This is a genomic window from Rheinheimera soli, from assembly GCF_031457405.1.
Classification (GTDB): domain Bacteria; phylum Pseudomonadota; class Gammaproteobacteria; order Enterobacterales; family Alteromonadaceae; genus Pararheinheimera; species Pararheinheimera soli_A.
The window spans coordinates 647,624-662,128 of sequence record NZ_JAVDWR010000001.1; the positions used below are offsets into that span (position 1 = coordinate 647,624).

12 protein-coding genes and 1 tRNA gene are annotated in these 14,505 nt (G+C 46.7%); 12 read left to right on the plus strand and 1 reads right to left on the minus strand.

Annotation, left to right across the window (positions count from 1 at the left end; genetic code table 11):
• The first annotated feature begins 260 nt into the window (after positions 1-260).
• From J2W69_RS02945 to J2W69_RS02960, 4 genes are all read left to right on the plus strand, one after another.
• On the plus strand, positions 261-2,486 hold the full coding sequence (locus tag J2W69_RS02945) for a glycosyl transferase family protein (protein WP_310274404.1): 2,226 nt from the start codon (positions 261-263) through the stop codon (positions 2,484-2,486).
• The gene (locus J2W69_RS02950; RefSeq protein WP_310274406.1) at positions 2,486-5,521 is read left to right on the plus strand and encodes an NfrA family protein; all 3,036 of its coding nucleotides are present in this window, start codon (positions 2,486-2,488) and stop codon (positions 5,519-5,521) included. Before J2W69_RS02945 ends, J2W69_RS02950 begins: the two co-directional genes overlap by 1 nt.
• A complete protein-coding gene (locus tag J2W69_RS02955) occupies positions 5,518-6,387 on the plus strand; it encodes a DUF4434 domain-containing protein (protein ID WP_310274408.1) in 870 nt (289 codons plus the stop codon). The genes J2W69_RS02950 and J2W69_RS02955 overlap by 4 nt, the downstream gene beginning before the upstream one ends.
• A gap of 112 nt (positions 6,388-6,499) precedes the next feature.
• A tRNA-Val gene (locus tag J2W69_RS02960) sits at positions 6,500-6,576 on the plus strand.
• Positions 6,577-6,787: 211 nt separating this feature from the next.
• Here J2W69_RS02960 and J2W69_RS02965 read toward each other — a convergent pair.
• A complete protein-coding gene (locus J2W69_RS02965; protein WP_310274409.1) occupies positions 6,788-7,444 on the minus strand; it encodes a TetR/AcrR family transcriptional regulator in 657 nt (218 codons plus the stop codon).
• Between the two features lie 98 nt (positions 7,445-7,542).
• Here J2W69_RS02965 and J2W69_RS02970 point away from each other — a divergent pair, with 98 nt between their 5' ends.
• The 8 genes from J2W69_RS02970 to J2W69_RS03000 all read left to right on the plus strand — a co-directional run bounded on the left by J2W69_RS02970 (position 7,543) and on the right by J2W69_RS03000 (position 14,393).
• Positions 7,543-8,580 carry an NAD(P)-dependent alcohol dehydrogenase gene (locus J2W69_RS02970; protein ID WP_310274411.1) on the plus strand — a complete coding sequence of 346 codons (1,038 nt, stop codon included), beginning with the start codon at positions 7,543-7,545 and terminating at the stop codon, positions 8,578-8,580.
• Positions 8,581-8,676: 96 nt separating this feature from the next.
• The gene (locus J2W69_RS02975; protein ID WP_310274413.1) at positions 8,677-9,081 is read left to right on the plus strand and encodes a hypothetical protein; all 405 of its coding nucleotides are present in this window, start codon (positions 8,677-8,679) and stop codon (positions 9,079-9,081) included.
• Between the two features lie 298 nt (positions 9,082-9,379).
• On the plus strand, positions 9,380-9,745 hold the full coding sequence (locus J2W69_RS20620) for a helix-turn-helix domain-containing protein (protein ID WP_405047867.1): 366 nt from the start codon (positions 9,380-9,382) through the stop codon (positions 9,743-9,745).
• Positions 9,746-9,843: 98 nt separating this feature from the next.
• Positions 9,844-10,950, plus strand: a complete 1,107-nt coding sequence (locus J2W69_RS02980) for a beta propeller repeat protein (protein ID WP_310274415.1) — start codon at positions 9,844-9,846, stop codon at positions 10,948-10,950.
• A 373-nt stretch (positions 10,951-11,323) separates the two neighbouring features.
• The gene (locus J2W69_RS02985) at positions 11,324-11,776 is read left to right on the plus strand and encodes a class I SAM-dependent methyltransferase (RefSeq protein WP_310274417.1); all 453 of its coding nucleotides are present in this window, start codon (positions 11,324-11,326) and stop codon (positions 11,774-11,776) included.
• A complete protein-coding gene (locus J2W69_RS02990; RefSeq protein WP_310274419.1) occupies positions 11,761-12,099 on the plus strand; it encodes a hypothetical protein in 339 nt (112 codons plus the stop codon). The genes J2W69_RS02985 and J2W69_RS02990 overlap by 16 nt, the downstream gene beginning before the upstream one ends.
• A gap of 268 nt (positions 12,100-12,367) precedes the next feature.
• A complete protein-coding gene (locus J2W69_RS02995; RefSeq protein ID WP_310274421.1) occupies positions 12,368-12,553 on the plus strand; it encodes a hypothetical protein in 186 nt (61 codons plus the stop codon).
• Between the two features lie 421 nt (positions 12,554-12,974).
• Complete coding sequence (locus tag J2W69_RS03000) at positions 12,975-14,393, plus strand: YfcC family protein (RefSeq protein ID WP_310274422.1); 1,419 nt, start codon at positions 12,975-12,977, stop codon at positions 14,391-14,393.
• Positions 14,394-14,505: the final 112 nt, after the last annotated feature.

Genomic DNA, 14,505 nt, shown 5'->3' on the forward strand with positions numbered 1-14,505 from the left:
ATTATCAGACAAAACCATAGCAGAAGTGGTGAGGCCGTTGTTCAATTTTATAACAAAAGGCGATAGTTCTTCAGTGAAATAAACATTTTCACATTTATATGTTTTTTGTTTATACTGCCGCAAAAATAGGCTTAAAAATGAAAAAACTAATACTTTTTACTTTTCTTTAAAGTTAATTTGATAAAATTAATACCATTTGGTATCCTCTGTTTCTTCCCTGTTTTGTAGTTCGCTAGGATTGGCGTTGTTGTGGTGTATGAATGACGCTGGTTGACTTGCTTGCCAATTATCTTTATGTGCTGCGTTACATCGTTGTGGTGTTAATGCTGATGTTGTTGGTATTTGCACTGGATGACGTATTTATTGATCTTTACTACTGGATGCGCCACTGGGGCCGTTATTTCCGTTTTTACCGCAATACGAAAAAATTTGATGAGCAGGAACTGTTTCACCTGAAAGAACAGCCTATCGCCATTATGGTACCTGCGTGGCAAGAGGTTGGAGTGGTCGGTAAGATGGCCGAATTTGCTGCGGCCGAACTGGACTATGAAAACTATCAGATTTTTGTTGGTACTTATCCTAATGATCCAGCTACTCAGGCGGATGTCGATGCGGCCTGTGCCCGTTTTCCTCATGTACATAAAGTAGTGTGTGCACGACCAGGGCCCACCAGTAAAGCGGATTGTCTGAACAATATCATTACCTCCATTCTGGACTTCGAACGCCGCACTCAGGTGAAATTTGCCGGTTTTGTCCTGCATGACGCCGAAGATGTGGTGTCTGCGATGGAACTGAGGCTATTCAACTATCTGTTACCGAAAAAAGATCTGATCCAACTGCCGGTTTACCCCTTCGCCAAGGGCCCTTTTGCCTTTACATCTGGCCATTATCTGGATGAGTTTTCCGAAAGCCACGGTAAAGACGTCGTTGTACGTGAATCTATGGTTGGTCAGGTGCCGAGTGCTGGTGTAGGCACCTGTTTCAGCCGTCGCGCTATTATTAAGCTATCTCAGGAAGGGGACGGTTTACCTTTTGATGTGCAGTCTTTAACTGAAGATTACGACATAGGATTCAGGCTAAAACACTGGGGTATGGAAGAGATTTTTGTTCGTTTCCCAGTCACAGATAACCTGCTAGCCCGCTATGCGGAAAAAAGCCGTAGTCGCAGTCAAAGTCATGGCAATGTAGTCTGTGTACGAGAGTATTTCCCTGAGACTTTTCATACAGCTGTGCGACAAAAAAGCCGTTGGATCATAGGTATTGTGTTTCAGGGCTTCAAAACTCATCGTTGGGTTGACGACTGGAAGTTAAATTACTTTTTATGGCGCGACCGTAAAGGGGTGATCACTTATTTTGTCAGCTTTATTTCAACCTTAATTTTTGCGCAGCTTTGTCTGTTCTGGTTATACGATCAACTGATTGCCGATGGCTATCATTTTCTATCCATCTTTGTGGATGATCCGTTGGTGCAAACTTTGTTGGGTTTGAACTTCTTCTTTTTTATCAACCGCTTGTTTCAACGTATGGTGTTTGTGCGTCGCTATTACGGTATAGGGCAGGCACTATTGTCTGTCCCACGTCAGCTGTGGGGCAATGTCATTAACTTTTTTGCCAATGTGCGGGCCTGGAAGCAGGTGCTGCAGCATGGTGATCCACGTCGTGTGGCCTGGGACAAAACCTCGCACGAATACCCAAGCATCAGTCAAAACCGTGCCACCCGATCCATAGGATCAATACTGGTGGCACAAGGCACCTTGTTGCAGCAGGAGCTGGATTTTGGTTTAGAGCAACAGCAAAAAGGTGAACGATTGGGCCAGTCATTATTAAGGTTAGGTATGCTGACTCCGGCTCAACTGGGTAAAGCAGTGGCTGAACAGCTGGAATTACCTTATGTGGATGCTGATCCCTTTGCTATTGATGGCGGACTGATCGCCAGTTTCCCAGACAGGCTGGCGCTGAAATATATGGTGTTGCCGGTTAAGCAGGAAAATGGTGTATTAACTCTGGTGCGTGAAAGTCAGCTGTCTCCCGTTGCTCTGTCGCAAATTGAACGTCAAACAGGTGTTAAAGTTCAGCTGTGCATTTGTGCCTATGGTGTCGTAAGTTTAGGGATCCGATATTGGTACAGGCAGGAAATAGACCTGAACCCCTCAGCTTATATTGCGCACTGTCTGCGTCAGGGACTGATCACAGAGTCCGATCTGGCTGTGCTCAGACAAAGTTATCTCGCCAGTCAGTTGTCTTTTGGTGATGCGCTGGTTCAGGCCGCTTTACTGGAACCCGCTGTTGTTAATCAGGTATTGATTAGTTTTGATCATCAAAGTGGTTTGCGTTTGGGAGACTATTTGCTGCAGGAAGGCATTGTTAGTGCAGAAAATCTGGCTGAAGTAGTTCAACTGCAACAAAACCGCCGGAAAACCATACAACAACTGGTGCAAGAGCTGGCACCACAGCAAAAAACTCAGCGACAAGAGGTTGTGGTTTGATGCGGTTTTGGCTTTTCGTAGTGCTGTTGTTGACCAGCTCTGCCACTGCTGCGCCTATGACGGACTATCAGAAATTCCGCACTTATCCTTATGTCGAAAAAGCCTATCGTCTGCAGCAAAAAGATGATTTACCTGCCGCTATAGCTGAAATTAATAAAGCCCTGACTTTGGTGCCAGGTCAGTCTGAATTACTTGCATTAGTTTTTCGTTACCAGATTGAAGCTCAGGATTTATCAGCCGCGGCTTCAACCTTGCAACAAATTCCTGTGTCAGAGCAACAAGGCTTGTATCCGCTGTGGTTGACTCTGTTATTAAAACAGCAGTCTTTGCCTGACTTACCGACGCTTGATGCTCTGTGGCCTGGCTGGAATGTTGACGATCAACTGGCGATTGCGACACTCGTGACATCCCGCCTTATTGCATTAAAGCAAGAGCAGCAGGCTTATCAGTGGCTGGCGGCAAAAAAGCCATTACCAGCAGAAGTACTCAAGTTAAATGCGGCTTTAGCTGAATCGTTACGTTTCACCGATCAGGTGATTAGCGATTTATCATCTTTGCCAGTTGAAGAGTTATCCGCTGAAGATAAAACCAGATTAGTGATGGCGCTGATGCAAACAGGGCACGCAAACAAAGCCTTGTTTCTGATTGAGTCCGAACCAAAGTCTGAAGCCGCGTTGATGTATCACCGTCAGCTATTGCAGCAGCACATAGCGTTGCAGGACTGGGACGCTGCTTTGCAAAGCTTTGACTTTATCGAAACGTATCACCAGCTAAACCCTGATGAAATGCTGCAGAAACTGCAGTGGGCTGTGGCTGAGAAATACTGGGATACTGCTTTTTTATTGGCTGAGAGGTTACAACTGAACTGCTGGCAGCGCATCGATTTATATATGCAGGCGGGTGATGAAAACCGCGCGAATGCGATGTTTGTGCAGTGTCCTTCCAGCACTAATCCTGACAGCTGGCTGGTGTACGCCGAGAAATGGCTTAATGCCGATCAGATCAGTACAGAGTATCTGGCCGCAGAGCATTTGCAGGCGCAGCAACGGCGCTTAGTGGCGCAAAAACGTCTGGCAGCAGGGCAGTATCAACAGGTATTACAGCAATTACTGACCGATCCTAAACAAAGTGCACAGTATGATCTGATCCTGACCAGTACTCAGGCTTTACCCGCCAGTGCAGAGAAAATGCAGTCGATGCAAAAACTGCATCAGTACAAAGCCAGTGCCCCTACATTGGATGAACTGAGTTACCAATATATTCTGGCAAACGAAGCCGACAAAGCGCTGGTTCTGCTGGCAAAAGCCTTGCCCTTTGACGCTGACATTCAGCGTCAGCAGATACTACCACAGCGGGTACTGGAGCTTTTAAAGCAGCAGAAAACCATTAATACAGCGGTATTAGCAAAAACCGACAGCTGGACAATACTGGCCGCTGAACGCGCTGAACTATGGCGTTTAGCCGGACGTTGCGATAAAACGCTGAGCTTGTTGGCAGGTAAAGCAAGCACCGCATTAGGTTGGCGTAGTCTGGCTTTGTGTCAGGAAGAGCATGAAGCGGAATTTGCGTTGTTACACTGGCAAAAAGCTTATCAGTTGCAGCCACAAGAGTCGGACGTGCTGAATATTGCTTATTTGCAGCAGAAATTAAATGACCCTGTTGCTGCATTTCTATCCTTTACTTCTTTAGATATCAGCAGTTTATCGGATGACGATAAACAAAATACTGCGCAACTGGCGCTGGAGTTGGATGAACTGGGGACAGGTGAGCAATATTTATTGCTCTCTTCCGCCGATCAGGCGCTCTGGTATCTGGAAGCCGCCGCACTAAAACGTAAGCAGCAACAAAACAAAGCTGCTTTGGCCTATCTGGATAAAATAGTTCGCACCAGCAAAGAGCAATGGATCAGTTTGTATCTGCAAAAGGCCTGGATATATCAGGCAATGCAGGATTATCCGGCAGCTGAACAAGCCTGGCGTGCAGCGCTTGCCAAAGCGCCCGAACAGGCAGAGTTACATGCTGGCTATGGCTACTTGCTGGTGGGTATGAATCGCACTAAAGAAGCACTAAAGCATTTACGTTATGCTGCGCGCCAGAGCCAGTATGCCAATGATGTTGCCATTGCAGGGCAAGTGGCTTATTTGTCGGCAGAAGAGAGGGATGCCGATGAAACCTTGTATTGGTTAAAGCAGTCGATTGACCGTCAGCACAAAACTGACAAACAAAATAAACTGAGCAAAACAGAGCTGTATCGGTTAAAGCGTTACCATCAGACTATAGCAAAGAACTGGCAAGTCAGCGCCAGCACAGCGTTGCGTCATGGTGCCAGTCTGACGGTACTCGGTTCAGCAACGCAGCCTGCGCCTGATCCCGAAACTGTGCGTAATGAAGTTTCAGTGCGGCTGGAGCATTTTACCGATACTTTACAACGTGACACCAGTTTATACATGCAAATTTCAGCCAATGGCAGCAGCGAACAGTATTACCGCAACTTTGGTCAGGAATTTGGTATGGCCTATAAAGCTTTAGATAATACCAACCTGTGGTTGAGTGCTGCTGTACAGCAATATCCCCTGGGCAAAGGTGACTGGCGTACTTTGGTGCGTTTGACCGGTGATTTTCTTAATCAGGGTCAATGGCGATCCGAATGGCAACCAGAGTTGGATCATTGGCGAGAACGTAAGTTATTTGTCGATGCAGTGTATTGGCCCGCCGACGGTCAAATTCTGTTGCAGTCTAAGTTTGAACAGGGCAAGGTGGTTCGCTATGACGATAGTCTGTTTCAGGTCACCCGTGCTTATGTATTAAGTCAGCTGGATTACCGTAAACAAAAAGCCGCAACGACCAATCTGAATGCCGAAGGCTGGCAGTGGACCACCGGATTGGGTCTGCAGTCACGTTTGGGCTTGGGCGAAACTAAGTATGATGCGTACCGGCATAAATTGGAGATCAACCTGGAATGGCAGTATCAACTGGCCGGCGATTTAAGCAGGGATCAACACGCTTTATCTTTGCAGCTGTCTTATCAATATTGATCTGCTGTTTTTCTGTCAAAGCAGGGGGCAGCACCGTATTTTATCAGCCTTTGTTGCGCGATCAGCAGTTGAGTGCTGAGCAGTGGCTATACATCTTAACCCGGGCACAGCAGCAAGGCATGACCGCATTGGCATTGCAGTGGGGGCAGCATGGGGAGGTGGCTTTTTTTGATCCACAAGGCCCATCGTCCGCGTTACTTGGCGCATTGCAGCAACTGCAAATCCCCGTCTGGCTTGGTTTATACGCCGACCCGGATTATTTTAAGCAGATGCAGAGTGCTGAGCCGCAAAAGCAGCTCTATTTTAAGCAGCAACTGAAGTTATCTCTGCAAGTACGTCGTCACTGGCTCAATGTCTTAAAACAGCTGCCACTTCAGCTGCAAGGCTGGTATTTGCCGATGGAGCTGAACGATACAGATTTTACCTCTGCATCTTATTTGCAGTGGTTAAGCGGCGAGCTGACAGGGTTAGATGGTTTGTTAGAAAAACCTTTGGCTATCAGCTTGTTTTACAACGGCCAGCTTCCTGCAAAAAAATGGCTGGCGGCAGCGCATCAGTTGCAAAGCCAGACATTGCAGCTTTGGGTGCAGGATGGTGCTGGTGCTGCTTTAATCTCTGAAGCAAAGCGACAGGATTTTTTGCAGCTATTGCCTTGTAACGTGCCGCTGATACGCGAGCAATTCCGTCAAAATTCCAGGGCGGGTGAAGTGTTTCAGGCCAGAGCTTTAACGGATGCCGAAAGGCAAACGCAAAACAACAGTTGTCACCCTATTATAGATTTTGAGCTAAGGTATATGCCCGCAGCGGCAGGACTACTGCCGTTGGTGGACCAGGTTGAACCAGCAAAGACCAGCCTAAAGCCTTGAAGCGTTTAAAATAACAGCAAACACACCGTCTTTTAAAAAAAGTGCTTGCAAGCAAAGCATGCGCTGCATAACATAGCGCCCGTTGTGACGATATAGTAACAACACAACATATGCGTCCTTAGCTCAGTTGGTTAGAGCACCACCTTGACATGGTGGGGGTCGGTGGTTCGAGTCCACTAGGACGCACCAAATTCTAAAACACAAACGCTGCCTTTTTAGGTGGCGTTTTTGTTTTTTAAGTGACTGAATAAATCAAAGCGCTGTAGTAGTTGTTGGCCTGAACCCGATGGCAGGAACTACAACCAGGAACTAGAACAAAGAGCGCTGATACTGAAAAGTGCGGCTTCGGCACTTTGCGCCGGACCACACTGAGTTCACTTCATTGTCTAATTGCTGCGGGTCAAGACTTCAGCTTTGACTTCTGTTTTGATTCCAAGGCTTCAAGCAATAACTCCAACCCAAACTCCAGTTGCAGTTTGCCATCATATCGGCCTGATGCTACCTCGGCCGCAAGCGCTGTTAAATACGGATAAACACTGCTGTCCAGGCGTGGCTGAAATTCTGCGGCAGTACTGGCATAGTCGTCAGGCTCGATTGGAAACGTCAGCTCTTGCAGGGTAAAACCATAGATATAACTGTCCAGCAGATTGCGGGCAAGATCGGCATCTTTATGGCTAAATCCTGCCATCAATAAACAACCATGGCTGGCATCGACGTACCGCAACATGGCAGGGCCAACATTTAGTCGCGCCATTAATAAATGGGCAGCCCAGGGATGGGTTTTCAGTACCTGATAGGCGGAGCTGCATCTTTTCTTCATCTCCATCTTCCATGGTAAGGCTGGATCTGGCAGATCAATTTTAGCCACTACAGCTTCGACCATTGCATCAAGCAATAGCTCTTTATTTTGCAAATAGTTGTAAAGCGACATCGCTTCGACACTCAGACTTTTGGCTATTTTCCGCATGCTTAATGCGTCCAATCCGGCCTGATCGGCAATGGTCATAGCACTTTCTACTATACGTTGCACTGATAGTGCAGGTTTTTCTTTAGGCATCACACTCTTACAAAAAATACAAAGTTTAACTTGACGTACTTACAGTGTAAGCATTAGGCTAATTCCATTCAACTTACAGTGTAAGTCAAGAGGCCTGAATGTCGCTATTATTACCCTCTCTCATGCAAGCCTGGATTTGTACAGGCTATGGCGGTGCAGATGTATTGCAATTGCAGTATCGTCCTTTACCTGTAGTTGGCGCAGGCGACATTTTAGTTCAGGTGTGTGCCAGTACAGTGTCATCGGGCGACGTAAGGATCCGCAGCTGCAGATTTCCATCGGGTATGGGGTTGATTGGCCGGTTGATATTTGGTTTACGTCGTCCTCGTCAGCAGGTGCTCGGAGTCGATGTCGCCGGGGTCGTAAAGCAAGTTGGAACTAAAGTCACTGATTTCAAGCCTGGTGATCATGTGGTTGCTATGACGGGCTTCAGGCAGGGGGCCCATGCTGAGTATTGTGTAGTTTCAGCCAGCCACTGCACTGCGTTAAAACCTGCAACACTGAGCTTTACCGAAGCAGTGGCTTTGCCGTTTGGTGGTTTAACCGCTATGCATTTCTTAAAAAAAGCAGCGCTGAAGACTGGTGAGCATCTTTTGATCATAGGCGCATCTGGTGCTGTTGGCGTCGCCCTGGTGCAACTTGCCCGACTTCAGGGGATCAGAGTCACCACCTTAACCAGTCAACGTAATCAGGCACTGATGCGCGAGCTTGGGGCTGACGAAACGCTGGCGTACGACAATGCTGAGTCCTTACCCATTCAATCTGAGTTTGACGTGATTATTGATGCTGTTGCAGCACGAAGCTTTCGAGAATGTTTACCCCTACTAAAAACCAAAGGCAGGTATGTCGCTGTAGCTGGCGGATTGCCGGAACTGATGACCAGACGAAAAGACGGAAAAGTTTGTATCAGTGGCCCATCGGATGAACGCAGTGAAGATTTAACTCAATTACTGCAATTGGCTGCTCAGGGACAGATCCATGCCGTGACAGAGCGGATTTATCCGTCAGACAGCTTGCCAGATGCTCATCGACATAGCGATACAGGCAGGAAGCGGGGGGCGGTCGTCGTGATCTGGCCAGCCGCAACAGAAACAGCTCTGAATCTAAGGGGACCTGCAGCAACTGAAACCAGTTGAATAGAAAACCTGTTAAACAACCACAAAATGTACAGCAAAACTCTGGGCCAGGATGAATCAAAAGCCGTGGCCTGCTATCAACTGGAAGGAAAAAAAATGTTACACAAATTTAATCGACTGTTGTTTCCACTGCTGCTTGCCACTGCCGCCTCAGGTTGCGCTACCATGTCAGGCAACAAGGCTGTCACCGCAACTCCCGAAGACAAAGCACAGCAAAAAATTGCTTTTGCGATTGGCCGGGAAGTCGGCAGTTTCACTATTACCAATCAGCGCGAAGGAGAAGCACCTGGTGGCTCTGTGAGAACTGAATATGCTATCAGTACTAAAGAGGGTACAAGGTACAACTGCTATATATATGAATCATCTGGTTTTGGCAAAGTAATGAGTTTTGGCATGTCCAGTGGTTCTGACGCGGTTTGCAGTGTGCTTGAAGCTGGCGGGACAGAGCAAAAAAGTGGGACTGTGTGTAACACTTTGCTAAAAGCGGCCGGCAAGTGCTAATACTTTAGGGCTTACCCAAATAGTAGCTGTTTGCGGAGCTACTGTTTGGCTTTTAATTTTAAACGCCTCAGGTAAATTCTATCGTATTTAGCGGAACAGACGATCTTGACGTTAAGCTTGCTCTGGTCTGGTTTAACACTAAATAACTGTTTCGTTTAACAGATCACTTGCGTAAGGGAACTCAATGCGGTTTGCGTGATCTGATCAGTCGCCAAACAAAACCAAAGACACCAACCGCATTGAGTATGAATACGTTACCATTTTTTACGCCACAGGCGCTGTACCACCTTAAAAAATGATGCAATGGAACCCAAGCAGGCCACTGGCGCGCAGAGCCAATGCCATTTTGTTGTGGGCTCAGGGGAAGCCCAAAGCTGAGATTGCCCGGCGGTTACAGGCCGCAAGGCCCAGTGTGAATCGTTGGATTAAGTGGTATCTCGCTGATGACCTTGATGGGTTACAAGCAGATTTGCCTGGGACGAAAGTACGTTCCCCACCGACATTTATCGGTGAACAACTTAGTGTTCCTACTGGACGACACTTTGAGGTTTTACGACGAATTCTGCATGCCACACGAGTCGTGCATAGTCGAGGCTGTAAATGCCTACGACCTGTTTTTGAGTTTGGCGTAGAAAAAACATTGGACACCATTGGACCATCATGAGACCAACATTCAATCCTACCAGAGCCCCTTTGGGTAGGTTGATATTCAAGTGTGTACATAAAACAATCATCGAGAGATTTAGTGTTCAGAGGTGACACATGCGCTTAGATTATTTCAATACAAACATTCGACTGTACTTGTTTACGCTGTTACTGGCGATATATGGTTGTGGTTCAAGCTCAACCGATACTAACAACGATAACTCGCAGAAGTTGACCGTTCGATCTGTCGGTCTAAACGGCCTTATCGTTTATAAACTAGAAGTAATTGACGGTAGTCTGCACGCAGCAACCGATAAAGGATTATATCGCCAGACGTCAGGCAACAGTTGGGAGTTACTTGGTGACTCTTCGTGGCGGATCATTGATTGGGCAGTAATCAACAGCGGGCATTGGATCATCAGTACTTCAGATGCCGATCCACTAGTGGGCAATCCCACCCGCTATGAGCTATACGAAAGTTTAGATAACGGAAAGTTATGGCAAAAAATTGTACATAACTTTGGTGGCGAGCATATTGAGCAAGGTAACCACGAACCTCTATTTAAAATGGTTGTTGAAAATAGTTACTTATATGGCGTTGGGTTTGATGTCGTTGCCAGCTCTTCCGACCATGGTCGCAACTGGGAGGTAATTGATGGCTTCTGGGGGGCGTTTTCGACAGGTTTAAGATCCATTACGCTAAGCTCGGATAAGACTGATATTTGGTATGGAGGCCAAGGGGCACTCGAAAGTTTAGTGCTAAGGAAACATAGTCTGACACAGGGACGAACTTTAGATTTTAGTTTGGCCGCGACAGCGCTGTTGCCCGCTCCGAGTGTAGTTCTTGCTATACGTTACTCGCCATTTGATGAACAACATCTGCTCGTTTGTGCTGAAGGCGGAATTATTCAGTCCAAAAATGGCGGAAATGATTGGCAAAGATTCTTTGTTAATAATGAACATCGTTTTTACTTCGATGTTATCCCAGACAGTGAAAATGAAGGTCATTTTTATACAGCTGGCTGGACCAAAAGTATAGCTCCACAGCCGCTTATTATTGATATCAGCCATGATGCCGGGAAAACGTGGAAGAAGTACACTCATTCAGACAACACCATATATGGTGGAGTGTTCAGTATGACCAGTCGCATAGAAAATAACCAAAAAGTACTTTACCTGGGGCTATTTCAGGGTGGTGTAGTAAGGGTTAGCGACCTGCCTTAGAGGCAATAAACGCTTGTATAAACGAGTAAAAGACGGAATGGAAAAGCATAAAAAATGGTGTCTTATAGAGCATCGAAACTACCAAAAGGGCTTCGTGATTTTGTGGATGTGCATTGGAAACGGAAAGCAGAAAATCAACTAAATAACTGTTCCGTTTAACAGATCACTTGCGTAAGGGATCTCAATGCGGTTTGCGTGATCTGATCAGTCGCCAAACAAAACCAAAGACACCAACCGCATTGAGTATGAATACGTTACCAGTTATTTAGTTCTTGTGGCTTAGCTAAAGGCCCTTGTATGAAAAGTGAGTTGTCTATCCAGCAGATTTTATGCTGTTTCAGCAAAAACATTCAGGTGATATACAGGATAATAAATGAACTATTTGCAAATAAATAAAAACGCATGGGACAAAAGAACAGAAGTTCATGTCGATTCAAAGTTCTACGACCTTGATTCGTTCAAAAAAGGAAAATGTTCGCTCAATCCTGTCGAGCTTAACGAAGTTGGCAATGTTGAAGGAAAGTCGTTACTACATCTGCAATGCCATTTTGGGCAAGACACTTTGTCATGGGCCAGGTTAGGGGCGATCGTCACAGGTGTGGACTTATCCAGCAACGCTATAGGGCAAGCCAATGCACTTAAAAATGACTTAGGGTTAGAAGCCACCTTTATTGAGAGTGATGTTTGCCAGTTTGGCCGCGAACATACAAAGCAATACGATATTGTTTATACGTCCTATGGTGTGCTGTGTTGGTTACCAAATCTCGACGAATGGGCAAACACTATAGCAAAGTCACTCAAAACGGGGGGATGTTCCATCTTATAGAATTTCATACATTTAATGATTTGCTTGGTGGCTACTCTTATTTCCCTCAGGCGAAGCCTGATGTTGAAGAAGAGGGGACTTATACTGAGAATTGTGACGGGGCTAAATCAAAGATAGTGACGTGGCCCCACTCACTAAGCGAAGTCATCACAGCGCTGATTGGAGCAGGCCTCATCATTCAAGGCTTCTCTGAGTATAAATATAGCCCCTACAACTGCTTTAACGGCTTAGAATATGTACCCAACCTTGGTTATCAGTTGCTACATAGAGGTCAGCAAGTTCCGTTGATTTATTCGGTGAAAGCACAAAAGATAACCTGGTAAATAATCTGTGTGCTTTGATATCCAATACGTTAGAAATGCGGCTGTAACTCCAGGCCGTTCCTATCTGCTGTAGTTAAATCTGATGGTTTTAACTGCATAGGACAGCACTATCTTTATAGGGCTCAGGCTTTATTGCACATACTGATTCCTTAGCATGCCGGTAAAGCAGTTGCAAGCTTATCTCGCTTTAAAAGGTCAATTCGCGTACACTGCCCGGCTGATGATTAATACCTGTTGTATTAATCAGGCGTCAATTTTGGAGAAACTGATGACAAAACCACTGTGGACTGTGGGTCTTGATGTAATAGTGACGGACTCAACCAGCGAATGTTATGGTCAGGTAGGGCATATAGTCCGGATATCTTCACCGGGAAACAGCTGCCGTTTGTCGGTAGACTTTGATGGTAGCGTCTTTGGTTTTGACCAGGACGATATTGAAGTTGCGTTGATCTAGCTTTATTCAGTGATCCCGATTTTCTGGCTGCACTCGCTGCAAAGCAGCAGTGCGCCAAATTCCTCAGACTGATCCTTATGCAATCATACACAGTGCAATCAAACACAGTGAAATAGCGCATCGGCATCACTCAGTTTTTCTGCTCGTCCGGATTATTTGTCTTAGTGACCAGGGCAGTGCTTTGGCATCAAGACATTAAAACTCAGAAAACTTATCAGTCTTCATCCCCTTATTTGGCGGGCCCTCGTCCCCGGTAATCATCCCTCAACCTCTGTGGCGTCGGTGCTCTGACACTTAAACTGAGGTTGCAAAAGTACAGCTCAGGGCGTGTCTTATGTTAACTTCAGGTTACGGGTGTTGGTGCGGAATTTTTCTTGTATACTGGCGCGCTTAAATCTGAACTGAAAAAGAAATGTTAACAATGCAGAAATTTATCAAGGTTCCTCATACCCTGACGCTACTTTTTGGCATGATGGTGCTGGCGATGATCGCCACCTGGATTGTGCCGCAGGGCTTTTTTGAAACTCAAACTCTTGCCAATGGCCGTGCTGCTGTGGTGCCGGGCACTTTTGCGCTGGTGGAAGAGCAGCACTATCTGAGTCCATGGCAGTTATTAACAGCTATACCCCGGGCATTCGCCAGTGCCCAGGATGTTATTTTCTTTGTGCTGATTTTAGGCGGTGTGTTGGCCATTGCCCGCGCTACCGGCACAGTCGACGCGCTGATCGGTCGCTTATTGCGCCGCTACGGCGAACGGCCACAAATGCTGATCCTGATGGTGGTGTTTTGTTTTGCCATGGCGTCCAGCGCTATAGGTACTGCCGGTGAATATATTCCCTTTGTGCTTATTTTGGTGGCGCTGTGTAAAGCGATGCGACTGGATGCGATGACCGCAGTAGGGATGACGGTGGCCGGTTATGGCATTGGTTATGGTGTGTCAGCGATCAACCCTTTTACCGTGGTGATTGCCCAGCAAATTGCTGATCTGCCGGTGTTGTCTGGCATGGCGCTGCGGCTGGCTATTTTCCTGCCTTTTGTGCTGATTGGTTTTCACCATGTCTGGAGCTATGCCAAAAAAGTTCAGGCGGATCCATCACAGTCTATGGTGGCCGGTTTGCCTTGTCCGCTGGGCGATAAAGCGACACCAGGTTATCCAGAGCTGAACTGGCGGCACCGGCTGATCCTGCTGAGTTTCGTCAGCACCATTGGTGTAGTGGCTTATGGCATACGGGCGCATGGTTGGTATTTGTATGAATTAAGCGCCTGCTTTATTGCCTGGGGTTTGTTCACCATAGTGATTGGCCGGGTTTCAGCGGACACTGCTGCGCAGAAATTTATTGAAGGTGCAATGGAGCTCACCACCACAGCCATGTTAATTGGTGTGGCGCGGGGAATTTCTTTAGTAATGGAAGATGGTCAGATTTTGCATACGCTGGTGCATGCTTTGTCTTTGCCGTTGTCTTACGTTGGCGCTGAAATTGCGGTTGTTGGGATGTTATTGATCCAAACCTTCCTGAACTTTTTTATCCCTTCGGGCAGTGGTCAGGCCTATGTCACCATGCCGCTGATGGTGCCGCTGAGTGATTTATTAGAGATCCCAAGGCAAGTGGCTGTATTGGCCTACCAATTTGGCGATGGTTTTTCCAATATGATTATTCCAACCAATGCGGTGCTGATGGGCATTATAGGTATTGCCGGCGTGCCTTACGGCCACTGGTTCCGTTTTTGTTGGCCACTGATGGTGAAACTGTTGATCGCATCTTCTGTGGTGCTGATTGGTGCGGTGTGGTTAGGTTATGGCCTGGATGTGCAGCCAATAACAGCAAGCCTGTCGCAATAAATCAAACGAAGTGGGGCATGGTCAGGACTATGCCCACACTTTGCCTCTCTGTCGTCGCCTCTGTAGCTATATCGTCCGCCCCACTAATGATGTTATTTAGCTGTTACTATTT

Bases quoted from the DNA above. Each gene is read 5' to 3' on its own strand.
- J2W69_RS20620 (WP_405047867.1), top strand. From the start codon at position 9,380: ATGCAATGGAACCCAAGCAGGCCACTGGCGCGCAGAGCCAATGCCATT.
- J2W69_RS02995 (WP_310274421.1), top strand. From the start codon at position 12,368: ATGACAAAACCACTGTGGACTGTGGGTCTTGATGTAATAGTGACGGAC.
- J2W69_RS02985 (WP_310274417.1), top strand. From the start codon at position 11,324: ATGAACTATTTGCAAATAAATAAAAACGCATGGGACAAAAGAACAGAA.
- J2W69_RS02945 (WP_310274404.1), top strand. From the start codon at position 261: ATGACGCTGGTTGACTTGCTTGCCAATTATCTTTATGTGCTGCGTTAC.
- J2W69_RS02990 (WP_310274419.1), top strand. From the start codon at position 11,761: ATGTTCCATCTTATAGAATTTCATACATTTAATGATTTGCTTGGTGGC.
- J2W69_RS03000 (WP_310274422.1), top strand. From the start codon at position 12,975: ATGCAGAAATTTATCAAGGTTCCTCATACCCTGACGCTACTTTTTGGC.
- J2W69_RS02980 (WP_310274415.1), top strand. From the start codon at position 9,844: ATGCGCTTAGATTATTTCAATACAAACATTCGACTGTACTTGTTTACG.
- J2W69_RS02970 (WP_310274411.1), top strand. From the start codon at position 7,543: ATGTCGCTATTATTACCCTCTCTCATGCAAGCCTGGATTTGTACAGGC.
- J2W69_RS02950 (WP_310274406.1), top strand. From the start codon at position 2,486: ATGCGGTTTTGGCTTTTCGTAGTGCTGTTGTTGACCAGCTCTGCCACT.
- J2W69_RS02975 (WP_310274413.1), top strand. From the start codon at position 8,677: ATGTTACACAAATTTAATCGACTGTTGTTTCCACTGCTGCTTGCCACT.
- J2W69_RS02965 (WP_310274409.1), bottom strand. From the start codon at position 7,444: ATGCCTAAAGAAAAACCTGCACTATCAGTGCAACGTATAGTAGAAAGT.